Source organism: Pseudomonas sp. 29 (assembly GCF_002754355.1).
GTDB classification, from domain to species: Bacteria; Pseudomonadota; Gammaproteobacteria; order Pseudomonadales; family Pseudomonadaceae; genus Aquipseudomonas; species Aquipseudomonas neuropathica.
This window is the reverse complement of record NZ_PEEY01000001.1, coordinates 4,183,584-4,208,015: the sequence shown is the minus strand read 5'-3', so window position 1 is coordinate 4,208,015 and position 24,432 is coordinate 4,183,584. Positions and strand designations below refer to the sequence as shown.

The 24,432-nt window shown below is 59.7% G+C and carries 18 protein-coding genes; 13 read left to right on the top strand and 5 right to left on the bottom strand.

All coding sequences use genetic code 11. The features are described from left to right. Positions 1 to 16 precede the first annotated feature (16 nt). Together CLU80_RS19390 and dapC are read left to right on the top strand one after the other, a co-directional pair. On the top strand, positions 17 to 2,719 hold the full coding sequence (locus CLU80_RS19390; RefSeq protein WP_093436598.1) for a [protein-PII] uridylyltransferase: 2,703 nt from the start codon (positions 17 to 19) through the stop codon (positions 2,717 to 2,719). A 43-nt stretch (positions 2,720 to 2,762) separates the two neighbouring features. Next, entirely contained in the window at positions 2,763 to 3,962 is a 1,200-nt protein-coding gene (dapC, locus tag CLU80_RS19385; protein WP_099758125.1) for a succinyldiaminopimelate transaminase, read from the top strand. A gap of 45 nt (positions 3,963 to 4,007) precedes the next feature. Here dapC and CLU80_RS19380 read toward each other — a convergent pair whose 3' ends face one another. After that, on the bottom strand, positions 4,008 to 5,639 hold the full coding sequence (locus tag CLU80_RS19380; RefSeq protein WP_099758124.1) for a Na+/H+ antiporter: 1,632 nt from the start codon (positions 5,637 to 5,639) through the stop codon (positions 4,008 to 4,010). A 293-nt stretch (positions 5,640 to 5,932) separates the two neighbouring features. Between CLU80_RS19380 and CLU80_RS19370 the strand changes: the two genes are divergently transcribed. From CLU80_RS19370 to CLU80_RS19355, 4 genes are all read left to right on the top strand, one after another. Beyond that, positions 5,933 to 6,295 carry an ArsC family reductase gene (locus tag CLU80_RS19370; RefSeq protein ID WP_003222107.1) on the top strand — a complete coding sequence of 121 codons (363 nt, stop codon included), beginning with the start codon at positions 5,933 to 5,935 and terminating at the stop codon, positions 6,293 to 6,295. Positions 6,296 to 6,327: 32 nt separating this feature from the next. Beyond that, entirely contained in the window at positions 6,328 to 7,362 is a 1,035-nt protein-coding gene (gene dapD / locus CLU80_RS19365; RefSeq protein ID WP_093436607.1) for a 2,3,4,5-tetrahydropyridine-2,6-dicarboxylate N-succinyltransferase, read from the top strand. A 131-nt stretch (positions 7,363 to 7,493) separates the two neighbouring features. Next, complete coding sequence (locus CLU80_RS19360) at positions 7,494 to 8,699, top strand: aminotransferase class V-fold PLP-dependent enzyme (protein WP_099758122.1); 1,206 nt, start codon at positions 7,494 to 7,496, stop codon at positions 8,697 to 8,699. Continuing rightward, positions 8,696 to 9,100, top strand: coding sequence for a SufE family protein (locus tag CLU80_RS19355; RefSeq protein WP_099758121.1), 405 nt, complete (start codon positions 8,696 to 8,698; stop codon positions 9,098 to 9,100). Before CLU80_RS19360 ends, CLU80_RS19355 begins: the two co-directional genes overlap by 4 nt. 103 nt (positions 9,101 to 9,203) lie before the next feature. Here the strand turns inward: CLU80_RS19355 and tcdA are convergent, their stop codons facing one another. Next, positions 9,204 to 10,022 (bottom strand): tRNA cyclic N6-threonylcarbamoyladenosine(37) synthase TcdA, encoded by an 819-nt coding sequence (tcdA, locus tag CLU80_RS19350; protein WP_093436616.1) that lies wholly within the window; start codon positions 10,020 to 10,022, stop codon positions 9,204 to 9,206. Positions 10,023 to 10,236: 214 nt separating this feature from the next. Between tcdA and CLU80_RS19345 the strand changes: the two genes are divergently transcribed. The 4 genes from CLU80_RS19345 to CLU80_RS19330 all read left to right on the top strand — a co-directional run bounded on the left by CLU80_RS19345 (position 10,237) and on the right by CLU80_RS19330 (position 15,394). Then, on the top strand, positions 10,237 to 12,828 hold the full coding sequence (locus tag CLU80_RS19345; protein WP_093436619.1) for a glycosyltransferase: 2,592 nt from the start codon (positions 10,237 to 10,239) through the stop codon (positions 12,826 to 12,828). 152 nt (positions 12,829 to 12,980) lie between these two features. Continuing rightward, a complete protein-coding gene (gene dapE, locus CLU80_RS19340) occupies positions 12,981 to 14,132 on the top strand; it encodes a succinyl-diaminopimelate desuccinylase (RefSeq protein ID WP_099758120.1) in 1,152 nt (383 codons plus the stop codon). Beyond that, the gene (locus CLU80_RS19335; RefSeq protein ID WP_093436625.1) at positions 14,132 to 14,941 is read left to right on the top strand and encodes a putative RNA methyltransferase; all 810 of its coding nucleotides are present in this window, start codon (positions 14,132 to 14,134) and stop codon (positions 14,939 to 14,941) included. The genes dapE and CLU80_RS19335 overlap by 1 nt, the downstream gene beginning before the upstream one ends. 75 nt (positions 14,942 to 15,016) lie before the next feature. Continuing rightward, entirely contained in the window at positions 15,017 to 15,394 is a 378-nt protein-coding gene (locus tag CLU80_RS19330; protein WP_093436628.1) for a hypothetical protein, read from the top strand. Positions 15,395 to 15,466: 72 nt separating this feature from the next. Here the strand turns inward: CLU80_RS19330 and CLU80_RS19325 are convergent, their stop codons facing one another. Continuing rightward, positions 15,467 to 17,398 (bottom strand): hypothetical protein, encoded by a 1,932-nt coding sequence (locus CLU80_RS19325; protein ID WP_286079751.1) that lies wholly within the window; start codon positions 17,396 to 17,398, stop codon positions 15,467 to 15,469. A 229-nt stretch (positions 17,399 to 17,627) separates the two neighbouring features. Continuing rightward, on the bottom strand, positions 17,628 to 17,837 hold the full coding sequence (locus CLU80_RS19320) for a cold-shock protein (protein ID WP_093436634.1): 210 nt from the start codon (positions 17,835 to 17,837) through the stop codon (positions 17,628 to 17,630). Between the two features lie 237 nt (positions 17,838 to 18,074). Between CLU80_RS19320 and plsB the strand changes: the two genes are divergently transcribed. From plsB to CLU80_RS19300, 3 genes are all read left to right on the top strand, one after another. After that, positions 18,075 to 20,576, top strand: a complete 2,502-nt coding sequence (gene plsB, locus CLU80_RS19315) for a glycerol-3-phosphate 1-O-acyltransferase PlsB (protein WP_093436637.1) — start codon at positions 18,075 to 18,077, stop codon at positions 20,574 to 20,576. Positions 20,577 to 20,692: 116 nt separating this feature from the next. Then, positions 20,693 to 21,091 carry a YbaY family lipoprotein gene (locus tag CLU80_RS19305; RefSeq protein WP_099758117.1) on the top strand — a complete coding sequence of 133 codons (399 nt, stop codon included), beginning with the start codon at positions 20,693 to 20,695 and terminating at the stop codon, positions 21,089 to 21,091. Positions 21,092 to 21,118: 27 nt separating this feature from the next. Further along, the gene (locus tag CLU80_RS19300) at positions 21,119 to 21,808 is read left to right on the top strand and encodes a DUF4197 domain-containing protein (protein ID WP_093436645.1); all 690 of its coding nucleotides are present in this window, start codon (positions 21,119 to 21,121) and stop codon (positions 21,806 to 21,808) included. Here the strand turns inward: CLU80_RS19300 and CLU80_RS19295 are convergent. Further along, positions 21,805 to 23,196, bottom strand: coding sequence for a Fic family protein (locus CLU80_RS19295; protein ID WP_099758116.1), 1,392 nt, complete (start codon positions 23,194 to 23,196; stop codon positions 21,805 to 21,807). The two genes, CLU80_RS19300 and CLU80_RS19295, sit on opposite strands and share 4 nt — an antisense overlap. Positions 23,197 to 24,432 lie beyond the last annotated feature (1,236 nt).

Genomic DNA, 24,432 nt, shown 5'->3' with positions numbered 1-24,432 from the left:
GAAGGAAAGCCAATCGATGCCGCAGGTGGATCCCGAACTCTTCGACCGCGGCCAGTTCCAGGCTGAACTGGCCCTGAAAGCGAGTCCTATCGCGGCGTTCAAGAAGGCGATCCGCCAGGCTCGCGAGGTGCTCGACACGCGTTTTCGCAATGGCCGCGACATCCGCCGCCTGATCGAAGACCGCGCCTGGTTCGTCGACAACATCCTGCAAAAGGCCTGGGAGCAGTTCAACTGGAGCGAAGACGCCGACATCGCGCTGGTCGCGGTCGGCGGCTACGGTCGCGGTGAGCTGCACCCTTATTCCGATATCGATCTGCTGATCCTGCTGGACAGCGCCGACCACGAAGTTTTCCGCGACTCCATCGAGCGTTTTCTGACGCTGCTGTGGGACATCGGCCTGGAAGTCGGTCAGAGTGTGCGCTCAGTCGACGAATGCGCCGAAGAGGCCCGTGCTGACCTGACCGTCGTCACCAACCTGATGGAAAGCCGCACCATCTGCGGTCCCGAGCGTCTGCGTCAGCGCATGCTCGATGTCACCAGCACCGCACACATGTGGCCGGCCAAAGAGTTCTTCCTGGCCAAGCGCGCCGAGCAAAAAGCCCGTCACCACAAATACAACGACACCGAATACAACCTGGAACCCAACGTCAAAGGCTCGCCCGGTGGCCTGCGGGATATCCAGACGATTCTGTGGGTGGCCCGGCGTCAATACGGCACCCTGAACCTGCGCGCCCTCGCCGGCGAAGGCTTCCTGGTCGAAAGCGAAAACGCCCTGCTCGCCTCCTCTCAGGAATTCCTCTGGAAAGTGCGCTACGCCCTGCACATGCTGGCGGGCCGCTCAGAAGACCGCTTGCTGTTCGATCATCAACGCACCATCGCCGGATTGCTCGGTTTTGAAGGCGACGACGCCAAACAGGCCGTCGAAAACTTCATGCAGCAATATTTCCGTGTGGTGATGAGCATTGCCCAGCTCAGCGACCTGATCATCCAGCACTTCGAGGAAGTCATTCTCGCGCCGGAAGACGAAGCTGCGCCGCAGCCGATCAACTCACGCTTCCAGTTGCACGACGGTTATATCGAGGCACGCAACGACAACGTGTTCCGCCGCACGCCATTCGCCATGCTCGAGATCTTCGTGCTGATGGCCCAGCAGCCGGAAATCAAAGGTGTGCGCGCCGATACCATTCGTCTGCTGCGGGAAAACCGTCACCTGATCGACGACAACTTCCGCAACGATATTCGTAACACCAGCCTGTTCATCGAGCTGTTCAAGTGCAAGATCGGCATCCACCGCAACCTGCGCCGGATGAACCGTTACGGCATTCTCGGGCGTTATCTGCCCGAATTCGGTTTTATCGTCGGGCAGATGCAGCACGACCTGTTCCACATCTATACGGTCGATGCGCACACGCTTAACCTGATCAAGCACCTGCGCAAATTGCAGTACACCCAGGTCTCGGAGAAATTTCCGCTGGCCGCCAAACTCATGGCCAAACTGCCTAAGCCCGAACTGATCTACATGGCGGGCCTGTACCACGACATCGGTAAAGGCCGGCATGGCGATCACTCGGAGATCGGCGCAGTCGATGCCGAGGCGTTCTGCCAGCGTCATCAGTTGCCGGTGTGGGATAGCCGCCTGATTGTCTGGCTGGTGCAGAACCATCTGGTGATGTCGACCACCGCGCAGCGCAAGGACTTGTCCGACCCGCAAGTGATTCACGACTTTGCCCTGGCCGTTGGCGATGAAACCCGCCTCGACTATCTCTACGTGCTGACCGTGGCCGACATCAACGCGACCAACCCGACACTGTGGAACTCGTGGCGCGCCAGCCTGTTGCGCCAGCTCTACACCGAGACCAAGCGCGCCTTGCGCCGTGGCCTGGAAAACCCGGTGGACCGCGAAGAGCAGATCCGCCAGACCCAAAGCGCCGCGCTGGATATTCTGGTGCGTGGTGGCACCGACCCGGACGATGTCGAGCAACTGTGGGCGCAATTGGGCGATGACTATTTCCTGCGCCACACCGCCGGCGACGTGGCCTGGCACAGCGATGCGATCCTGCAGCAACCGGTCGATGGCGGGCCGCTGGTACTGATCAAGGAAACCACCCAGCGCGAGTTCGAGGGTGGCACGCAGATCTTCATTTATGCACCGGACCAGCATGATTTTTTCGCCGTGACCGTGGCGGCGATGGATCAGCTCAACCTGAACATTCACGACGCCCGGGTCATCACCTCGAGCAGCCAGTTCACCCTCGACACCTACATTGTGCTCGACAACGAAGGCGAATCCATCGGCGACAACCCGGCACGGGTCAAGCAGATCCGCGAAGGCCTGACCGAAGCCCTGCGCAACCCGGACGATTACCCGACGATCATCCAGCGCCGCGTACCGCGCCAGCTCAAGCATTTCGCCTTTGCGCCGCAGGTCACCATCCATAACGATGCGCAGCGTCCGGTGACCGTGCTGGAATTGACCGCCCCTGATCGCCCGGGCCTGCTGGCACGGATCGGCGGGATTTTCCTCGAGTTCGACCTGTCGCTACAGAACGCCAAGATTGCGACCCTCGGCGAGCGCGTGGAGGACGTCTTCTTCATCACCGACGCCCACAACCAGCCCTTGTCCGACCCGTTGCTGTGCAGCCGTTTGCAGGATGCGATCGTTGAGCAACTGAGCGTCAATCAGGAACCCGATATCAAACTGTCGCGCCTCAGTATTTGATGGCGCCCCGGATTCAAATGGCTTTGCACGAGACCCAGCCCCAATGAACAACGCTCTGAACCAGCTCCAGCCGTACCCGTTCGAAAAGCTCCGCGCCCTGCTCGGCACCGTGACCCCGAACCCGGACAAACGCCCGATCGCCCTGTCGATCGGCGAACCGAAATATCGCTCGCCAAGCTTTGTCGCCGAAGCGCTGGCCAACAGTCTGGATCAGATGGCCGTCTACCCGACCACCCTCGGTATCCCCGCCCTGCGCGAGGCCATTGCCGGCTGGTGCGAGCGTCGTTTCGGCGTACCAAGCGGCTGGATCGATCCGGCGCGCAACGTGTTGCCGGTCAATGGCACCCGTGAAGCGCTGTTCGCGTTCACCCAGACCGTGGTCAACCGTGGCGACGATGCGTTGGTGGTCAGCCCGAACCCGTTCTACCAGATCTACGAAGGCGCCGCGTTCCTCGCCGGGGCCAAGCCGCATTACTTGCCGTGCCTGGACGAGAACGGCTTCAACCCGGATTTCGATGCCGTTTCGCCGGACATCTGGAAACGTTGCCAGATCCTGTTCCTCTGCTCGCCGGGCAACCCGACCGGCGCACTGATCCCGGTCGACACCCTGAAAAAACTGATCGCCCTGGCTGACGAATACGATTTCGTGATCGCCGCCGACGAGTGCTACAGCGAGTTGTACTTCGACGAACAAACCCCTCCGCCAGGCCTGCTGACGGCTTGTGTCGAACTGGGTCGCAAGGACTTCAAGCGTTGCGTGGTATTCCACAGCCTCTCCAAGCGTTCCAACCTGCCGGGCCTGCGCTCTGGCTTTGTTGCCGGCGATGCCGACATCCTCAAAGGCTTCCTGCTGTATCGCACCTACCACGGCTGCGCGATGCCGGTACAAACGCAATTGGCCAGCGTTGCCGCGTGGAATGACGAAGTGCATGTGCGCGCCAACCGTGCGCTGTATCGCGAGAAATTCGATGCGGTGCTGGAGATCCTCAGCCCGGTGATGGACGTGCAGCGTCCGGATGGCAGCTTCTATCTGTGGCCGAACGTGCAAGGTGATGACGCCGCATTCTGCCGCGACCTGTTTGAGCAAGAGCACGTGACCGTGGTGCCGGGTTCGTATCTGTCCCGTGATGTCGATGGCGTCAACCCGGGCGCAGGCCGTGTACGCATGGCGCTGGTTGCCCCCCTGGCAGAATGCGTCGAAGCCGCCGAACGGATTCGCGCCTTCATCACTCGCCAGCAGTAATCATCAAGAGTCCGCACCAGCCATCTGGTGCGGACTCTTGCTGGGTTATTTGACCTTCCCCAGATTGGCCTCACTCAAATCCAGATCGGCCAACACTTCTCTGAGGACGTCATCACCTATCTGGTGATGACGACTGAGGCTATAGAGTTCCAGACGCTGTGCCCTGAGCGCTTTCAGGCGCATGCGCCGCTCGAGTAAATCCATCTGATACGCGAGGGCCTGCGCTTCGGCGGAATCGTTGAAGACATCCAGTTGATGGCGATATTCGGACATGATCCGCGCCTTCAACTCGGCGGACAAAGCGGCCTGAGCAGCGTCCTGCGGAGTGGTTTCCTCTGTCTCTAGCGCATGAATCGCCGCTTCCGCGGTTTTGCGCCAGGCATCGCGCACTTCCTGGCGCCGCTTGTCGTCCGGGCTTTTTTCGATACCGCGCAACAGCAGAGGCAGCGCGATACACGCCGAAACCAGCGACAGCAGAATCACCCCGGCGGCGATGAAGATCAGCAGATCACGCTCGGGAAACGCGTCCGTCCCCATCAACATCGGCACCGACATCACGCCGGCCAGCGTTACTGCACCGCGCACACCGCCGACAGTCAGCAGCCAGCAGGAGCGCGCGGTCGGGACTTGCGTCAGCTCGCCCTTGCCGCGCAAGCGTCGCAACAGCACCGATAAACGCCAGATGCTCTGCACCCAGACAAACCGCAACAACACCAGCGCAAGAAAAATCGCCACAACATCGAGGCAGCGATAGAACAACGTCGGCCACAACGTCGGCTCGTGACTGACCACGGCTTTGATGATGTCCGGCAACTGCAGGCCGAGCAGGAGGAAAATCAAACCGTTGAAAGCGAACTCCAGCAGCGACCAGACGCTGCGATTGAGCAAGCGGGTGCTGGTCTGCCGAGGCAACAGATCAAGCCAGCTCTGCATCATCCCTGCCGCCACGGCCGAGAGAATGCCCGAGACGCCAAGACGCTCGGCCAGCACATAAGCCGCGAACGGCAGCAACAACATGAACACCACGTGCGTCGCCGGATCATCCCAGCCACGGGCAATCATCCACGCCCGCAAGCGCCCGACCAGCCAGCTCAAGGCCACACCGACCGCCAACCCGCCGAGCGCCACCAGGACGAAAGTCAGGCTGGCGTTGGTCAGCGAGAACACGCCTGTGATGGCCGCCACCAGGGCGAACTTGAACGTCACCAGACCGGAGGCATCGTTCATCAGCGCCTCGCCCTGCAATATATGCATCAACGGGGTCGGCAAGCGATTTTGCGAAATGGCCGACACCGCCACGGCGTCCGTCGGCGACAACACTGCCGCCAGGGCGAAGGCCACCGGCAGCGGAATTGACGGCAACAACCAATGAATGAAGTAGCCGGCGCCGACCACGGTGAACAGCACCAACCCGACGGCCAGCGTCAGAATCGGTCCGCGCAGTTGCCAGAACTCACGCTTGGGCATGCGCCAGCCATCGGAAAACAACAAGGGCGGCAGGAACAGAAACAGGAACAATTCGGGATCGAGCGCCACATGCAGACCCAGGGTCGGCCAGGCGAGCAAGGCGCCGGCGGCAATCTGGACCAGTGGCAGAGGCAGCGGAATGACCCGCCCGACCAGACGCGAAACGCTAACCAGCATCAGCAGGATCAGGACGGTGTAAGCAGTTTGCATATAGCGGAAATCTCAGACAATCGACAGCGTTGAACTGCCATATTAGCCGCTTAGGATGCGTCTGACCGTTGCACCTATGTCGCAGCCTGGAACAACGCCCATTGTGGGAGCGAGCCTGCTCGCGAATGCGGTCGTTCATCGAACAGAGATATTGACTGACAGGGCCTCTTCGCGAGCAAGCTCGCTCCCACAGGGTTTTGCATTACCAAATCGACCTGAGGCGCCGCGAACCGGTTCGGTCATGGCATAATCCGACACCATTTTTCTCCAGCACCTGTAAAGGGGGCGATTCCTTGACCGTTTCAAGTAAAACGTTGCACCTTTTCGGCATCAAAGCCTGCGACACCATGAAGAAGGCGCGCACCTGGCTCGATGAACACGCTGTCAGCTACGACTTTCACGATTACAAAACCGCCGGCATCGACCGTGAACACCTGACCCAATGGTGTGACGAACACGGCTGGCAAACGGTGTTGAACCGCGCAGGCACGACCTTTCGCAAACTCGACGACGAACGCAAAGCCGATCTCGACCAGTCGAAAGCCATCGAACTGATGCTCGCCCAACCCTCGATGATCAAGCGCCCGGTGCTCGATCTCGGTGACCGAACCCTGATTGGCTTCAAGCCAGACATCTACGCGGCCGCACTCAAATAAGCAGCCCGTCACTTATTGCTAGAGGTATTCACATGTCCAACTCCCTGTTCAGCATCGCCTTTGGTGTCGGCACTCAGAACCGTCAAGGCGCCTGGCTGGAAGTGTTCTACGCCCAGCCACTGCTCAATCCGTCGGCCGAACTGGTCGCTGCCGTTGCGCCGATCCTCGGTTACACCGCAGGCAATCAGGCCATCACCTTCACCACCGCGCAGGCTGCGCAACTGGCTGAAGCCGTGAAAGGCATCGACGCCGTACAAGGCAAGCTGCTGACCCGTCTGGCCGAGAGCCACAAGCCGCTGGTCGCCACCCTGCTGGCCGAAGACGCGCAACTGACCTCGACACCTGAGGCTTACCTCAAGCTGCATCTGCTGTCGCACCGTCTGGTCAAGCCGCACGGCGTGAGCCTGGCCGGGATCTTCCCGCTGCTGCCGAACGTAGCGTGGACCAGCCAAGGCGCCATCGACCTGAGCGAACTGGCGGAAATGCAACTGGAGGCCCGTCTGCGTGGCGAGCTGCTGGAAGTGTTCTCGGTGGACAAGTTCCCGAAAATGACCGACTACGTGGTACCGGCTGGCGTGCGCATCGCTGACGCCGCGCGTCTGCGTCTGGGTGCTTACGTGGGCGAAGGCACCACCGTGATGCACGAAGGCTTCATCAACTTCAACGCCGGCACCGAAGGCCCGGGCATGATCGAAGGCCGCGTTTCCGCTGGCGTATTCGTCGGCAAGGGCTCGGACCTGGGCGGCGGTTGCTCGACCATGGGCACCCTGTCGGGCGGCGGCAACATCGTGATCAAGGTCGGCGAAGGCTGCCTGATCGGCGCCAACGCCGGTATCGGTATTCCGTTGGGCGACCGCAACACCGTTGAGTCGGGCCTGTACGTGACGGCCGGTACCAAGGTTGCCCTGCTGGACGAGCACAACAATCTGGTTAAAGTTGTGAAAGCGCGTGAGCTGGCCGGTCAGACTGACCTGCTGTTCCGTCGCAATTCGGAAACCGGTGCTGTGGAGTGCAAAACCCACAAATCGGCGATCGAACTGAACGAAGCGCTGCACGCTCACAACTAAGCAGCACATTGATAACCTGTGGGAGCGAGCCTGCTCGCGAAGCTTTTGGCGTCCTCAAGGACGCCTTCGCGAGCAAGCTCGCTCCCACAGTGTCTTGTGTACATCCCGCCCAAGTTCACAGGGCTGAACAAATGATGATTCCCTCCCCGTGGCGTGCCGATTTCCCGGCCATCGCCGCGCTGCAACGGCAAGACCAGACCTATCTGGACAACGCCGCCACCACGCAAAAACCCCAAGCCCTGCTCGACGCACTGACGCATTACTACGCCAACGGCGCGGCCAATGTGCATCGTGCGCAACACCTGCCCGGCGCTCATGCCACGCAGGCGTTCGAGGACAGTCGGCTGAAGGTTGCCCAGTGGCTGAATGCCGATGACAGTGGGCAAATCATCTTTACTCACGGCGCCACCAGTGCGCTGAACCTCCTGGCGTATGGCCTGGAACCTCTTTTCCACCCGGGCGATGAAATTGTCATCAGCGCCCTGGAGCATCACGCCAACCTGCTGCCGTGGCAGCAACTGGCCCAACGGCGAAGTCTCAAACTGGTGATCCTGCCGCTGGATGCCGACGGTCTGATCGACCTTGCTGCCGCTGTGCACCTGATCGGCCCGCGCACGCGCTTGCTGGCGGTCAGTCAGTTGTCCAACGTGCTCGGTTCGTGGCAGCCATTGCCGGCGTTGCTGGGCATGGCCAAGGCGCACAACGCGCTGACCGTGGTCGATGGCGCGCAAGGCGTGGTGCATGGTCGGCATGACGTGCAGGCGCTGGGTTGCGACTTCTACGTGTTTTCCAGCCACAAGCTGTACGGCCCCGATGGCCTCGGCGTGCTGTTCGGACGCAACGCTGCGCTTGAACAACTGAAGCCCTGGCAGTTCGGCGGTGAGATGGTGCTGGAAGCCAACTATCACGACGCGCGTTTCCGCCCGGCGCCGCTGGGCTTCGAGGCGGGCACACCGCCGATTGCCAGTGTGATCGGCCTTGGCGCGACGCTGGATTATCTGGCCGGTCTGGATCAGGACGCGGTGTCCGCCCACGAGACTGCGCTGCATGACTATCTGCTGCGTGGCCTTGCCGCCCGTAACGGCATTCGTTTGCTCGGAAATCCGCAATTGGCGCTGGCGAGTTTTGTCGTTGAAGGTGTGCATAACGCCGATCTCGCGCATCTTTTGACCGAGCAAGGGATCGCGGTGCGCGCCGGGCATCACTGCGCCATGCCGCTGCTGAAAAGCTTCGAACTGGCCGGGGCGATTCGGGTGTCGCTGGCGCTGTACAACGATTCCGAGGATCTGGAACGCTTCTTTGAAGCGCTGGATCAGGCGCTGGAGTTGTTGCGATGAGTTTGCCGGTCAAGGCCGCTGAGGCGCTGCAGACTTTTCAGAATGCAGCGGGCTGGGAACAACGGGCGCGGTTGTTGATGCAGTTTGGTGACCGTTTGCCGCCACTGAGTGACGCCGACAAGTGCGAGGCTAACCGGGTGCATGGCTGTGAGAGTCAGGTCTGGCTGGTTGGTGAACTGCACGACGGTCACTGGCAATTCAGCGCCAGCAGCGATGCGCGGATGATTCGTGGGTTGGTGGCGTTGTTGCTGCTGCGGGTTAACGGGTTGTCGGCGACTGATTTAAAGCAAATCGACTTGCCTGATTGGTTTAATCAGCTCGGCCTGTCGCGCCAGCTATCGCCATCGCGCAGCAATGGCCTGAATGCTGTGCTCCAGCGGATGAATGAGTTGGCACTTTAAAGCGGCTGCTTCGCAGCCATCGCGAGCAGGCTCACTCCTACAATTGGAACGCATTCCCCCTGTAGGAGTGAGCCTGCTCGCGATAGGTCCATCAGCCCCAGCATCAAACCTCAGGTTTAATGCGATCCGCCGGGCGCCGCACACCCGCGACAATCTTGTCCACAGCCTTGGTCGCCGCAACCATACCGAACGTTGCCGTCACCATCATCACCGCACCAAACCCGCCGGCGCAGTCGAGCTTCACGCCATCGCCGACAAAACTCTTCTGCAAACAAATACTGCCATCCGGTTTCGGGTAGCGCAGTTGTTCCGTGGAGAACACACACGGCACGCTGTAATGGCGGGTCACGGTGCGCGAAAAACCATAATCACGACGCAACGTCGAACGCACTTTCGAGGCCAACGGGTCGTTGAACGTGCGGTTGAGATCGCACACCTGAATCAGCGTCGGATCGATCTGCCCGCCCGCACCGCCGGTAGTGATGATCTGGATCTTGCGGCGCTTGCACCAGGCAATCAGCGCAGCCTTGGCGTTGACCGCGTCGATGCAGTCGATCACGCAGTCGATGTTCGGCGTGATGTATTCGGCCATGGTGTCGCGGGTGACGAAATCCGCCACGGCGTGCACGGTGCAATCCGGGTTGATCCCGCGCAGACGCTCGGCCATCACTTCGACCTTGGGCTTGCCGACGGTGCTGTCCAGCGCGTGCAACTGGCGGTTGGCGTTGCTGACGCAAACGTCATCAAGGTCGAACAGCGAAATCTCGCCGACGCCACAACGGGCCATGGCTTCCGCCGCCCAGGAACCGACGCCACCGACGCCGACAATCGCCACATGGGCCGCGCGCAAGCGCTCCATGCCTTCGATGCCATACAAACGGGCGATGCCTGCAAACCGCGGATCTTCTGTACTCATGACCATTACCCCAAAAACCGGCGCGCATTATAGGGCTACACAGCGACAAGTTTTAAGCTTCGAACTACAAGTGTAAGAACTTAAGTCAAAGTCGGCTGCCCAATGTCGGGCATTTCCCTGTCTGATGTACGACTTGCGAACTGCCGGTGTAGGATGCGCGCCCCTCGGGCGTATAGCCGACCGATCCTCCGTTCCACAGCCTTTGGAACCCGAAATAGCTATGTCATCGCGTAAATTTGGACTCAACCTGGTGGTGGTTCTGGCAATCGCCGCCCTGTTCACCGGTTTCTGGGCGCTGATCAATCGCCCGGTTTCCGCGCCGAACTGGCCGGAGCAGATCTCCGGTTTCTCCTATTCGCCGTTCCAGCAGGGACAATATCCGCAAAAAGATCAGTACCCGACTGACGACGAAATGCGCCGCGACCTGGAGATCATGAGCAAGCTGACGGATAACATCCGCATCTACTCGGTCGACGGTTCGCTGCAAGACATCCCGAAACTGGCTGAAGAATTCGGCCTGCGCGTGACGCTGGGGATCTGGATCAGCCCGGATCAGGAGCGCAACGAACGGGAAATCACCCGTGCCATCGAACTGGCCAACACCTCGCGCAGCGTGGTTCGCGTGGTGGTCGGTAACGAAGCGATCTTCCGCAAGGAAATCACCGCCCAAGAGCTGAGCGTGCTGCTCGATCGCGTGCGCGCAGCGGTGAAAGTGCCGGTGACCACCTCCGAGCAATGGCACGTCTGGGAAGAACACCCGGAACTGGCCAAACACGTTGACCTGATCGCTGCGCACGTTTTGCCGTACTGGGAGTTCATTCCGGTCGACAAGGCCGGCCAGTTCGTTTTTGATCGCGCTCGCGATCTGAAAAAGCTCTTCCCGAAAAAACCGCTGCTGCTCTCCGAGGTCGGCTGGCCGAGCAACGGTCGCATGCGTGGCGGTGCCGATGCGTCGCCGGCGGATCAGGCGATCTACTTGCGCACACTGGTCAACAAGCTCAACCGCCAAGGCTTCAACTACTTCGTGATCGAGGCGTTTGACCAGCCGTGGAAGGCCAGCGACGAAGGCTCGGTCGGCGCGTACTGGGGCGTGTTCAACGCTGCGCGTCAGCAAAAATTCAACTTCGAAGGCCCGGTGGTCGCGATCCCGCAGTGGCGCGTGCTGGCGATCGGTTCGGTGGTGCTGGCGCTGTTGTCGCTGACCTTGCTGATGATCGACGGCTCAGCATTGCGTCAGCGTGGGCGGATCTTCCTGACCTTTATCGCCTTCCTCTGTGGTTCGGTGCTGGTGTGGATCGGTTACGACTACAGCCTGCAATACAGCACGTGGTTCAGTTTGACCGTCGGCTTCCTCTTGGCGCTGGGTGCACTCGGGGTGTTTATCGTTTTGCTCACCGAAGCGCATGAACTGGCCGAAGCGGTGTGGATTCACAAGCGGCGGCGTGAGTTCCTGCCGGTCGAGGGCGACTCCAGCTATCGCCCGAAAGTCTCGATCCATGTGCCGTGCTACAACGAGCCGCCGGACATGGTCAAACAGACCCTCGACGCCCTCGCCGCGCTCGATTATCCGGACTACGAAGTCCTGATCATCGACAACAACACCAAGGATCCGGCGGTGTGGGAGCCGGTGCGCGATTACTGCGAAACCCTCGGCCCACGCTTCAAGTTCTTCCACGTCTCGCCGCTGGCCGGTTTCAAGGGTGGCGCGCTGAACTACCTGATTCCGCACACGGCCAAGGATGCCGAAGTCATCGCGGTAATCGACTCCGATTACTGCGTGCACCCGAACTGGCTCAAGCACATGGTGCCGCACTTCGCTGACCCGAAAATCGCCGTGGTGCAGTCGCCGCAGGATTATCGCGATCAGAACGAAAGCACCTTCAAGAAGCTCTGCTACGCCGAATACAAAGGCTTCTTCCATATCGGCATGGTCACTCGTAACGACCGTGACGCGATCATCCAGCATGGCACCATGACCATGACCCGCCGCTCGGTGCTGGAAGAATTGGGTTGGGCTGACTGGTGCATCTGTGAAGACGCCGAACTCGGTCTGCGCGTGTTCGAGAAAGGCCTGTCGGCGGCGTATTACCACGACAGCTACGGCAAGGGCCTGATGCCGGATACGTTTATCGACTTCAAGAAGCAGCGTTTCCGCTGGGCCTACGGTGCGATTCAGATCATCAAGCGCCACACCGGCAGCCTGTTGCGCGGCAAGGACACCGAGCTGACCCGTGGCCAGCGTTACCACTTCCTTGCGGGCTGGTTGCCGTGGGTTGCGGACGGCATGAACATCTTCTTCACCGTCGGCGCGCTGTTGTGGTCGGCGGCGATGATCATCGTGCCGCAACGAGTCGATCCGCCTTTGCTGATCTTCGCAATCCCGCCACTGGCGCTGTTCGTGTTCAAGGTCGGCAAGATCATCTTCCTCTACCGTCGCGCCGTCGGCGTGAACCTGAAAGATGCCTTCTGCGCGGCACTGGCCGGGCTGGCGTTGTCGCATACCATCGCCAAAGCGGTGCTGTACGGTTTCTTCACCAGCAGCATTCCGTTCTTCCGCACGCCGAAAAACGCCGACAACCATGGTTTCTGGGTGGCGATTTCCGAAGCGCGCGAAGAGCTGTTCATCATGCTGCTGTTGTGGGGCGCGGCGCTGGGGATCTTCCTGGTCAACGGCATGCCGAGCAACGACATGCGTTTCTGGGTGGTGATGTTGCTGGTGCAGTCGCTGCCGTATCTGGCGGCGCTGATCATGGCGTTCCTGTCGTCGCTGCCGAAACCGGCGGCTGCAGCGGAACCGGCGCCGGTCGTCTAAATACTCATCGAAGCACTAAACGGCGGCCAATGGTCGCCGTTTTGCTTTAAGATAACCGCCATTTTGCGGGGCTTGGCGGCGTTCGGCTCATTGGCCGAACCCAATTCCTGTAGGTTAGTCCGCGCCCACATTCATGATCTTCGGAGTTTTCCATGACGGCCCACGCCGACCTTTCGCCGACCCTCCAACTCGCCATCGACCTGATCCGCCGTCCGTCCGTGACGCCGGTCGACGCCGATTGCCAGAAGCAGATGATGCAGCGCCTGGGCGATGCCGGTTTCAGCCTCGAGCCGATGCGCATCGAAGATGTGGATAACTTCTGGGCCACCCACGGCAACAACGACGGCCCGGTGCTGTGCTTCGCCGGCCACACCGACGTGGTGCCGACCGGCCCGGTCACGGCGTGGCAGATCGACCCGTTCAACGCGCTGATCGATGAACACGGCATGCTCTGCGGCCGTGGCGCGGCGGACATGAAAGGCAGCCTGGCGTCGATGACCGTCGCCGCCGAGCGCTTTGTCGCTGACTACCCGAACCACAAGGGCAAGGTCGCGTTCCTGATCACCAGCGACGAAGAAGGCCCGGCGCACCACGGCACCAAGGCTGTGGTCGAGCGTCTTGCTGCGCGTAACGAGCGTCTGGACTGGTGCATCGTTGGCGAACCATCGAGCACCACTTTGGTTGGCGACGTGGTGAAGAACGGCCGTCGCGGCTCGCTCGGTGCCAAGCTCACCGTCAAAGGCATTCAGGGTCACGTCGCTTACCCGCATCTGGCGAAGAACCCGATCCACCTCGCTGCTCCGGCGCTGGCCGAACTGGCTGCCGAGCATTGGGATCACGGCAACGATTTCTTCCCGCCGACCAGTTTCCAGATCTCCAACGTCAATTCCGGCACTGGCGCGACCAACGTGATTCCGGGTGATCTGGTGGCGGTGTTCAACTTCCGCTTCTCCACCGAATCGACCGTCGAAGGCCTGCAGAAACGCGTGGCCGATATTCTCGACAAGCACGATCTGGACTGGCACATCGACTGGGCACTGTCCGGCCTGCCGTTCCTCACCGAACCGGGCGCACTGCTCGACGCGGTGTCGGCAAGCATCAAGACCATCACCGGTCGCGAGACCAAGGCGTCGACCAGCGGTGGGACTTCCGATGGCCGCTTCATCGCGACCATGGGCACGCAAGTGGTTGAACTGGGCCCGGTCAACGCGACCATTCACCAGGTCAACGAACGCGTTCTGGCCGCCGATCTCGATGTGCTGACCGAGATCTACTACCAGACCCTGATCAAGTTGCTCGCCTGATGCTCGCTTGCCCCATCTGCAGTGAACCGCTGAACACAGTGGACAACGGCGTGGTCTGCCCCGCCGGCCATCGCTTCGACCGTGCGCGACAGGGTTATCTGAACCTGTTGCCGGTACAGCACAAGAACAGCCGTGATCCTGGCGACAACCAGGCCATGGTCGAAGCACGCCGGGACTTCTTGAACGCAGGGCATTACGCGCCGGTGGCCAAGCGTCTGGCCGAGCTGGCGGCGAGTTATGCGCCGGATCGCTGGGTCGATATCGGTTGTGGCGAGGGTTACTACACCGCGCAGATCGCCGAGGCCTTGCCGAACGCGGATGGCTACGCACTGGATATTTCCCGCGAAGCGGTCAAACGTGCCTGCAAACGTAATCCGGCGATCACCTGGTTGATCGCCAGCATGGCCCGCGTGCCGTTGGCGTCGGGCAGTTGCCAGTTTCTCGCCAGCGTTTTCAGTCCTCTGGACTGGGAAGAAGCCAAGCGTCTGCTCAGTGTCGGCGGCGGTCTGATGAAAGTCGGCCCGACCAGCGGCCACCTGATGGAGTTGCGCGAACGTCTTTATGACGAAGTGCGTGAATACACCGACGACAAGCATCTGGCCCTGGTGCCGGAAGGCATGGCGCTGGCGCACAGCGAAACCCTGGAATTCAAGCTGACGCTGGACAAGCCTGAGGATCGCGCCAACCTGTTGGCGATGACACCTCACGGCTGGCGCGCCAGTGCCGAGCGTCGTGCGGCGGTGATCGAACAGGCCGAGCCGTTCGTGACCACCGTGTCGATGCGCTACGATTATTTCGTTCTTCAATAACTTTTGGTCTCGGGCGAGTGCCCGGGGCCGGCTAAATCCGCGAATGGATTTTTCAGACCCGCAGTGAGGACATCCATGCGCCAACCGGACATCGAGATTTACCTGAAAGACGCCGACGTCGACCACAAGGCCATTTCGGCCTGGCTGGGCGAAGCGTTGGGCCCGTGCAGTGACTGGGTACAGAAAGGCCAGACTTACAAATGCACGGCCGGCAACGTGCCGGTGACCTGGCTGCCGAAAGCCGTGGGCAAGTGGAACAGCCTGTACCTCGAAAGCGACCAGACCCCATGGGACGACGACATCGCCTGCGCCCGCGCCGCCTTTGCTGCGCTAAACGTCGAAGTGCGTTGCGCGCCGGGGACGTGGGTTGAAGAGGAAGGTGAAGAGACGGCGGACCGCTGGATGCGTATCAGCGCAGACGGTGAAGAAGAAATCACCTGGAAAACCGCCTGAAAGCAAAAGATCGCTGTCTCGGACAGCGATCTTTCGACCTTGAAATTACAAGTTACACCCTGAATAGCTCCCTCAGTTCCAGTTGCCCACCGCTTGATCGGCTTTTATGAATTCAAACCGTGCGGAATCGGCAGTTGTTCGGGGCATCGTCAGCTTGATAATCGGTATTGCCTTGCTGGAATACTTGTAAAAATCCTCCTGGTTGAACCGGGCAGCCGCCAAACCATTACTCGTATAAAAGAATGCCTTGATTGGAATGGTCGTATGGATGTTCTGTGGCCATGTCGCCAGACGGATTTCATTCCACGAGTTGAACGACTCGGCCCCCATTAACTTCATGGCCAGTATTCCCTGATAAAACGCATTGGCTGCAAGCGTTCCCTGACCGGGTCGGACATTGAACCCACACTGCCGCTGGTATTTCCAGCCTGTGGGTCCTTGGTTGTAATGGGTGAGCCATCCTGCAGCAGTGGTAATTCCCTGCTGCTCGCATGAGCGACTGACCGTCGGATAATTACTGGATACACCACAGCCCTGATCGCCCCTTATATCACTGCCTCCGTCTATGGGAAAAATGCATAGAACCTGAACTTCCACACTCCCCGCCGGGCGCTGCTGAAGTGGAAAAAAGACGAAACCACTGGTGTTTGGATAGTTGGAGGGAAATCCTTTGAACTGCGCATCTTTACGCAAGTAAAAAAATGAAACTCCTCCATTCTGCTGCGAAAGCGGACTGGGGTTCCAGGCGCGATAAGCCGTACCGTTGATCGTCGCCCGCAATATGACACCCGAGCACAACGCCGCTGGTAGCGAAGCACTGCCGCAATTTTGTCGCGTATCGGCGTACTGTGCATTGAGATCATTGGCAACGCGTTGCCCATCTCCTCCCGGCTCCGTACCGATTACCCGCACGGGCAGCGCTGACGAGGTAATCAGATTGCCCGCGCCACCCACCTTGTAGGTGTAAGTGAGGTTGAACGTACGACCCTTGTTTTCGGTGATCCAGGCTTTGGGCAACTTGAAGGTCAGCGTGCCTGCGGTGGATACGGTCTGGATCGGTGCATCACGCAACGCCACACCGGTCAGGCGCACGCCGACAGTATCTTTCGCTGCCAGGCTCGGATAACTGACCTGAACGTTGGCTTCGGTGCCGAGCGTGTCGACGTTCAACTCACCCGTCGGTGCTTCGACCACTTTGAATACGTTCTGGCCCTGAGCACTGACCACGCGAATGCTCAGTGGCGACGAGGTAATCAGACTGCCCGCGCCACCTACCTTGTAGGTATAAGTGAGGTTGAACGTACGACCCTTGTTTTCGCTGATCCAGGCTTTGGGCAACTTGAAGGTCAGCGTGCCTGCGGTGGACACGGTCTGGATCGGCGCATCACGCAACGCCACACCGGTCAGGCGTACACCGACGGTGTCCTTCGCTGCCAGGCTCGGATAACTGACCTGGACGTTGGCTTCGGTACCGAGCGTGTCGACGTTCAACTCACCCGTCGGTGCTTCGACCACCTTGAATACGTTCTGGCCCTGAGCACTGACCACGCGAATGCTCAGTGGCGACGAGGTAATCAGACTGCCCGCGCCACCTACCTTGTAGGTATAAGTGAGGTTGAACGTACGACCCTTGTTTTCGCTGATCCAGGCTTTGGGCAACTTGAAGGTCAGCGTGCCTGCGGTGGACACGGTCTGGATCGGCGCATCACGCAACGCCACACCGGTCAGGCGTACACCGACGGTGTCCTTCGCTGCCAGGCTCGGATAACTGACCTGGACGTTGGCTTCGCTGCCGAGCGTGTCGACGTTCAACTCACCGACTGGCGCTTCAACCACTTTGAATATCGAAGATTGCGCGTCAAACGTATTCTGAGTTTCGTTCTGTGATGGTGATGACTGAACCGTCATTGCCCGGAAGCCGGGTTGCGCAACCTCTGAGGGAGTGGGTTGCACCGAGCATCCAACAACTCCCATTATCAGAAAAATCGAAACACTCTTCCACATGGCCGCTTTCCTCTCGAACAGACAACGCCCTGGAAACTCTGATTCACAGGGATTTTGTTCCGCGAAGGTAAGCGTGAGAAAAAAAGACGTCTACTGTCATAACTGACAGGGTGATTGTTTATACAGCATTGAGTTCAGGACTTTCTCGCCCCAAAAAAGATCGCAGCCTGCGACAGCGCCTTCAGGGTCATGTGCACACCCGTAGACTGCGATCTTTTGATCTTCAAGGTTACAGGCCTACAACATCCTCAGCCTGCAAACCCTTCTCGCCAGTAATCACTGCGTATTCAACCTGCTGGCCTTCAGTCAGCGACCGATGCCCTTCGCCGCGAATCGCGCGGTAGTGCACGAACACGTCCAGCCCGTCTTCGCGCTGGATAAAGCCGTAGCCCTTGGCGTCGTTGAACCACTTCACGTTGCCGGTTTCACGTGTTGCCATCTGTTCATACTCCTTTTTTATTATTGGACAGGCTTTTCGCAGGAAAGCCTTTGCGGAACGTCAGCCTGCGTCCGACGTCCATAAAAGGCCCCCGGCGACAGACCGCCGAGTATATGACAGGTGCGGAAAGTCTCAACAGGAGATTAGTTCGCCGCTTTTTTGCCGATTTTCGCCCAATACGGCAAACTGTCGCCCTCCCGAGCAACCGCTCGGTTTATCCACTCACGCAGAAGCCGTATGACCCGTTCCCCGTTCCGCCGTCTAGTGTTTGGCACCTTGCGCCGACTGTTGTACCTCTGGGTTCGCTCGGAAACGATCAACCAGTCGTCGCTCACCCTCAACCTCGACCGCAGTCGTCCGGTGTTCTACGTCCTGCAAAACCCTTCGCTGACCGATCTGGCCGTGGTCGATACCGAGTGCACCAAGGCCGGCCTGCCACGTCCGGTGCTGCCGGTGTCGGTGGGTTCGCTGATCGAACCGGCGGCGTTTTTCTACCTGACGCCGGATCCGGACTGGCTCGGTCGCCAGGACAAGCGCGGCGCACCGCCGACCCTGACCCGCCTTGTCAGTGCCCTGACGCAGAACGCTGCCGAAGACGCGCAGATCATTCCGGTCAGCGTGTTCTGGGGCCAGTCGCCGGACAGCGAAAACAGTCCTTGGAAATTGTTGTTCGCCGACAGCTGGGCGGTCACCGGGCGCCTGCGTCGGCTGCTGAGCATCATCGTCCTCGGGCGCAAAACCCGCGTGCAGTTCTCCGCACCGATTCACCTGCGTGAGCTGATCGAGCACAACAAGGGCCACGAACGCACCGTGCGCATGGCCCAGCGCATCCTGCGCGTACACTTTCGCAACCTCAAAGCAGCGGTCATCGGCCCGGACATTTCCCACCGTCGCAACCTGGTCAAAGGCCTGCTCAACCAGCCGCTGGTCAAGCAAGCGATCCTCGACGAAGCCGAGCGCGAAAACATCTCGCCGGAGAAAGCCAAGGCCCAGGCTTTGCGCTACGGCAACGAGATTGCCTCGGACTATACCTACACCGCGATCCGCTTCCTCGAAGTGGTGCTGAGCTGGTTCTGGAACAAGATCTACGACGGCATCAAGGTCAACCACATCGAAGGCGTGCAGAAGGTCGCGCAAGGTCACGAAGTGATCTACGTGCCGTGCCATCGCAGCCACATCGACTACCTGCTGCTCTCATATCTGCTGTTCCGCAACGGCCTGACCCCGCCGCACATCGCCGCCGGGATCAACCTGAACATGCCGGTGATCGGCAGCCTGCTGCGCCGTGGCGGTGCGTTCTTCATGCGCCGCACGTTCAAGGGCAATCCGCTGTACACCTCGGTGTTCAACGAATATCTACACACGCTGTTCACCAAAGGCTTCCCGGTCGAATACTTCGTCGAGGGTGGCCGCTCGCGCACCGGCCGCATGCTGCAACCGAAAACCGGCATGCTCGCCATTACGATGCGCAGCTTCCTGCGTTCGTCGCGGATGCCGATCGTGTTTGTGCCGGTGTACATCGGCTATGAGCGCGTGCTGGAGGGTCGCACCTACCTCGGCGAATTGCGTGGCGCGAGCAAGAAGAAAGAATCGATCTTCGACATTTTTAAAGTCATCGGCGCGCTCAAGCAGCGTTTCGGTCAGGTTGCGGTGAACTTCGGTGAGCCGATCAAACTGGCGGAGTTCCTCGACGCCGAGCAACCGGACTGGCGCCAGCAGGAACTCGGCCCGCAGTACAAACCGGCGTGGCTCAACGAGACCACCAATCGCCTCGGCGAAAAAGTTGCGCAGCATTTGAACGAAGCCGCTGCGATCAACCCGGTCAACCTCGTGGCGCTGGCACTGCTGTCGACTACGCGTCTGGCGCTGGATGATCGCGCCATGGCGCGAGTGCTGGATCTGTATCTGGCGCTGCTGCGCAAAGTCCCGTACTCGCCGCACACCACGCTGCCGGAAGGCGACGGCCGTGCGCTGATCGAGCATGTGAAAGACATGGACCTGCTCGCCGAGCAGAACGATGCGCTGGGCAAGATTCTCTATCTGGACGAGCAGAATGCCGTCCTGATGACCTACTACCGCAACAACGTGCTGCACATCTTCGCGTTGCCTGCACTGCTGGCGAGCTTCTTCCAGAGCGCTTCGCGCATGAGCCGCGAACAGATCCTGCGCTACACCCGCGCGCTGTATCCGTACCTGCAATCTGAGCTGTTCATTCGCTGGACGCTGGACGAACTGGACGGTGTGGTCGATCAGTGGCTGGAAGCGTTCGTCGAACAAGGCCTGTTGCGTTTCGAGAAAGACGTCTATCTGCGTCCGGCACCAAGTTCGCGGCATTTCGTCCTGCTGACGCTGCTGTCGAAGAGCATCGCGCAGACCTTGCAGCGCTTCTACATGACCGTGTCCTTGCTGCTCAACAGCGGCCAGAACAGCATCAGCGCCGAAGAGTTGGAAGACCTCTGCACGGTCATGGCCCAGCGCCTGTCGATCCTCCATGGCTTGAATGCCCCGGAGTTCTTCGACAAGAGCCTGTTCCGTCACTTCATCCAGACAATGCTCGACCTCGACGTGCTGCGCCGCGACGAGGCCGGCAAACTGAGTTATCACGAACTGCTTGGCGAGCTTGCCGAAGGTGCAGCCAAACGCGTGTTGCCGGCGGAAATTCGACTGTCGATCCGCCAGGTTGCGCTGCATCGCAGTGAAGATGCTGCCGATCAGGTCATCACTCAACCCGAGACCTGATGCAAACCTGGTGGGAGTGAGCTTGCTCGCGAAGACGGAGTGTCAGACAACTGAAATGTTGAATGCTAAACCGCTATCGCGAGCAGGCTCGCTCCTACAATTGAATGGAGAACATCATGAAAAAACTGACTCTGCTCGCCGCCGCAACACTGCTCAGCGCCTGCCAGTCGACCACACCTGCCGGCAAGGTCGGCCTCGACGGTGAAGTGTTCTACCTGCAGCGCATCGCCCTGCCACCGAGCGCGACCCTCAGCGTCAGCCTGCAAGACGTTTCGCTGGCCGATGCGCCAGCCGTGGTACTGGACGAGCAGAAAGGTCCGGTCAAAGGCCAGGTGCCGCTGCCCTTCCACTTGAGCTACGATCCAGCGCAGATCAAACCTGGCCACCGTTACTCGGTCAGCGCGCGCATTGAAGTCAACGGTGAGTTGATGTTCATCACCACCGAAAACCACGCCGTGCAACTCAACGGCAACGACCCGCAGCCGCTGAAAATCCGCGTCGACGCCGTTCGTTAATTCACTTTCTGCAACAAGGAAGCCGCCATGCTCCGCCCTACCCTTCGCTTCGCCGGCCTGTGCGCAGGCCTGATGATCTCCGCCAGCGCGCTGGCCCTGTCGCTCAGTGACCTGTCGCAAACAGACGCCACCGGCGGCCTCAAGGATGCCCTGACCCAAGGCGCACAAATCGCCGTCAAGCAACTGGGCACACCCGGCGGCTTCAGCAACAACCCCGACGTGAAGATCGAACTGCCGGGCAAACTCGGCAAAGCCGCGAGCAAAATGAAAGCCTTCGGCATGGGTGCTCAGGTTGAAGAACTGGAAACCGCGATGAACAAAGCGGCGGAAAGCGCTGTAACTCAAGCCCAGCCCATCCTCGTCGACGCCGTGAAGAAAATGAGCGTGGCAGACGCCAAAGGCATCCTCAGCGGCGGCAAGGACTCGGCCACTCAATACCTCGACAAATCCAGCCGCGAACAGATCCGCGCCAAGTTCCTGCCGATCGTCAAACAGGCGACCGACAAGGTTGGCGTAGCACAGAAGTACAACTCGTTCGCTGGTCAGGCTGCTGCGTTTGGCGTTGTCGATGCGAAGAGTGCCAACGTTGAGAATTACGTGACCGAGCAGGCGCTGAATGGCTTGTTCGAGATGATCGGCAAACAGGAAGAAACCATTCGCCAGAACCCGGCTGCTGCGGCGACCAGTTTGGCGAAGAAGGTATTCGGCACGCTCTAAGCAGTCAGAGCACGGGGGCGAATCCACTCGCTCCCGTGCTTCACTCCACGTAAGGGACTACGTAAAAAGAACACCCACTCTCGTCCCATCCTCTTTTTCTCAAAAACCTGTAACTGGTCCAGCCCCTTCAGAACCAAAGCCGCCTCGCGGTGCGAGCAAACAAAATTTTCCGCCACATTGCTCGCTGTGAACTCCTTCGCCACCCCGTTTTTTGCCGCCTGATACACCGCGTGTTGTTTTTTCGTCATCTGATCGAAGCAGCCAGAATTCGTCAGCCAGCGCTCGAACTCTTCGGCGTAGGCCACGCTCTCGCGATAAACATCCGTAAACCCGAGCACCGCTCGCTGAATGACCGAACACTGGAACTCGATGAAATAAGTCAGATCCAGCTCATCCGCCTCTGTATGCAGATATGAGCGCCCGTATTTCACCGGCGCATTACGCAGTAACAAACTGATCGCAACGTAGCGAAACGCCGCAAACTCGTTCTTGAACATGAACCAGTAAAACAACGCCCTTGCGACCCGCCCGTTGCCGTCACGAAAGGGATGTTCGTAACCCAAGGCAAAGTGCAGCGTAATTGCCTTGATCAGCGGATGCAGATAGCTCTTCTCTTGCGGTGAGCCGTCGGGCAGGTTGACCCACTGCGACAGTCGCTCCAGCCGCAATACCAATCCTGCTGCAGGTGGTGGTCGGTGCACGGTGTTGCCCGCCCCGTCCTGAACGACCACTTCGTCATTGATCCTGAACACCCCGGGGGAATACTGCTCGTCATCAATGCCCTCGACCCCCACCCGATGAATCGCTGCGATCAGATCCACGCTCATGGGTTCGTAACGTCTCTCCCAGGCAAAATTCATCATCCGGTAATTACCCATCACCATGCGTTCATCCGGAGTACGGGGCAGACGCTGCTGCTTGAGCATGTCCTTGGCTACGCGCGTGGTGGTCGCCGCGCCCTCCAACTGACTACTGGCGATGGCCTCGTCTTCGATTAGATCGTTCAGCAGATAACTGAAATGCGCCCGCTCGCCGATCTGGCTGGTCATGAATTCCAGCGCGGCCGTACTGGCCTGCCGATCGACGATGGAGATGGTTTTCTGTGCCAAAGGGGTCAACAGATACTTGCCCCACTGCACCGGCTCGCCCAGCGGCAGAAGGTCGATGTACTGGGCCGCCCGCGCCTTCTTGACCAACGCCCAACACAGTTTGGCATCCAGCCCCGCCGCCCAGCGATAACGCAACGCTTCAAATGGCAGATAACGCCCTTGATCATCGAGCGGCTTGAGCAGCGCAAGATAATCCGCCAGACGATGCTTGTGGGGCGGGCGCACCAGCAAATCGAACACCGGGTCGGATCGGCCCTTCAAGGATGGAGGCTTTTTCATCAAGGCGGACTCAAGGACTCTGGAAAAGCAGAGGCTTGAGTACAGCATTAGCGGCACCCTGGCTCAATATCAGAGGTTTCTGAAAAAGATGTAGGAAGTCGCGGGAGCAGAGCGAGCAATGGATATTCAGACAGACAGGTAGCGACTGACGTGCTGTCATCGCTGGCAAGCCAGCTCCCACAATTTGAACTGGGTGCATTCAGGCAGAGGATCGTTGGATTTCAGAACGCCTTCGCGAGCAAGCTCGCTCCCACAGTTGGATTGCGTACATCTGCAAAAACCTGGTCGGCTGTCAGGCCGCCTTCGCGAGCAGGCTCACTCCGACAGTTGGATTGCGTACATCTGCAAAAAACAGGTCAGCTGTCAGGCCGCCTTCGCGAGCAGGCTCACTCCCACAGTTGGATTGCGTACATCTGCAAAAAACAGATCGGCTGTCAGGCCGCCTTCGCGAGCAGGCTCACTCCTACAGTTGGATTGCGTACATCTGCAAAAAACAGGTCGGCTGTCAGGCCGCCTTCGCGAGCAAGCTCGCTCCCACAGTTGGATTGCGTACATCTGCAAAAAACAGGTCGGCTGTCAGGCCGCCATCGCGAGCAAGCTCGCTCCCACAGTTGGATTGCGTACATCTGCAAAAACCTGGTCGGCTGTCAGGCCGCCTTCGCGAGCAAGCTCGCTCCCACAGTTGGATTGCGTACATCTGCAAAAAACAGGTCAGCTGTCAGGCCGCCTTCGCGAGCAAGCTCGCTCCCACAGTTGGATTGCGTACATCTGCAAAAACCTGGTCGGCTGTCAGGCCGCCTTCGCGAGCAAGCTCGCTCCCACAGTTGGATTGCGTACATCTGCAAAAACCTGGTCGGCTGTCAGGCCGCCTTCGCGAGCAGGCTCACTCCGACAGTTGGATTGCGTACATCTGCAAAAAACAGGTCAGCTATCAGGCCGCCTTCGCGAGCAGGCTCGCTCCCACAGAAAAGCGAGAGCAGATCGCTTCTGCTCCTCACCACTCAACAGGATGAGCGTTAGCTCGGCTGCAGCTTTTGATCTTAAGGCCCGTCGGCAGGCTGAGTGGAGGGATTGATCCGGGGGTGGGAGCGCAGCGACCGTTCGACGAAGTCGAACACATCGAGAGGAGGTGCAGCGAAGCAAACCGTAGGCGATGCGCCCGGATCAATCCCGGAGCGAAGGAACCCCGAGCCCCAGCGAGCGGGCCGAACGTCAGGGCAAAGACCTTTGGTTCCT

What these genes read in the sequence shown, in the direction of transcription:
- CLU80_RS19320 (WP_093436634.1), bottom strand. Translation starts at nt 17,837, where the DNA reads ATGGCAACACGTGAAACCGGCAACGTGAAGTGGTTCAACGACGCCAAG.
- plsB (WP_093436637.1), top strand. Translation starts at nt 18,075, where the DNA reads ATGACCCGTTCCCCGTTCCGCCGTCTAGTGTTTGGCACCTTGCGCCGA.
- CLU80_RS19390 (WP_093436598.1), top strand. Translation starts at nt 17, where the DNA reads ATGCCGCAGGTGGATCCCGAACTCTTCGACCGCGGCCAGTTCCAGGCT.
- CLU80_RS19345 (WP_093436619.1), top strand. Translation starts at nt 10,237, where the DNA reads ATGTCATCGCGTAAATTTGGACTCAACCTGGTGGTGGTTCTGGCAATC.
- dapD (WP_093436607.1), top strand. Translation starts at nt 6,328, where the DNA reads ATGTCCAACTCCCTGTTCAGCATCGCCTTTGGTGTCGGCACTCAGAAC.
- CLU80_RS19300 (WP_093436645.1), top strand. Translation starts at nt 21,119, where the DNA reads ATGCTCCGCCCTACCCTTCGCTTCGCCGGCCTGTGCGCAGGCCTGATG.
- CLU80_RS19335 (WP_093436625.1), top strand. Translation starts at nt 14,132, where the DNA reads ATGCTCGCTTGCCCCATCTGCAGTGAACCGCTGAACACAGTGGACAAC.
- CLU80_RS19330 (WP_093436628.1), top strand. Translation starts at nt 15,017, where the DNA reads ATGCGCCAACCGGACATCGAGATTTACCTGAAAGACGCCGACGTCGAC.
- CLU80_RS19305 (WP_099758117.1), top strand. Translation starts at nt 20,693, where the DNA reads ATGAAAAAACTGACTCTGCTCGCCGCCGCAACACTGCTCAGCGCCTGC.
- CLU80_RS19325 (WP_286079751.1), bottom strand. Translation starts at nt 17,398, where the DNA reads ATGTGGAAGAGTGTTTCGATTTTTCTGATAATGGGAGTTGTTGGATGC.
- CLU80_RS19380 (WP_099758124.1), bottom strand. Translation starts at nt 5,639, where the DNA reads ATGCAAACTGCTTACACCGTCCTGATCCTGCTGATGCTGGTTAGCGTT.
- tcdA (WP_093436616.1), bottom strand. Translation starts at nt 10,022, where the DNA reads ATGGTCATGAGTACAGAAGATCCGCGGTTTGCAGGCATCGCCCGTTTG.
- CLU80_RS19360 (WP_099758122.1), top strand. Translation starts at nt 7,494, where the DNA reads ATGATGATTCCCTCCCCGTGGCGTGCCGATTTCCCGGCCATCGCCGCG.
- dapC (WP_099758125.1), top strand. Translation starts at nt 2,763, where the DNA reads ATGAACAACGCTCTGAACCAGCTCCAGCCGTACCCGTTCGAAAAGCTC.
- CLU80_RS19295 (WP_099758116.1), bottom strand. Translation starts at nt 23,196, where the DNA reads ATGAAAAAGCCTCCATCCTTGAAGGGCCGATCCGACCCGGTGTTCGAT.
- dapE (WP_099758120.1), top strand. Translation starts at nt 12,981, where the DNA reads ATGACGGCCCACGCCGACCTTTCGCCGACCCTCCAACTCGCCATCGAC.
- CLU80_RS19355 (WP_099758121.1), top strand. Translation starts at nt 8,696, where the DNA reads ATGAGTTTGCCGGTCAAGGCCGCTGAGGCGCTGCAGACTTTTCAGAAT.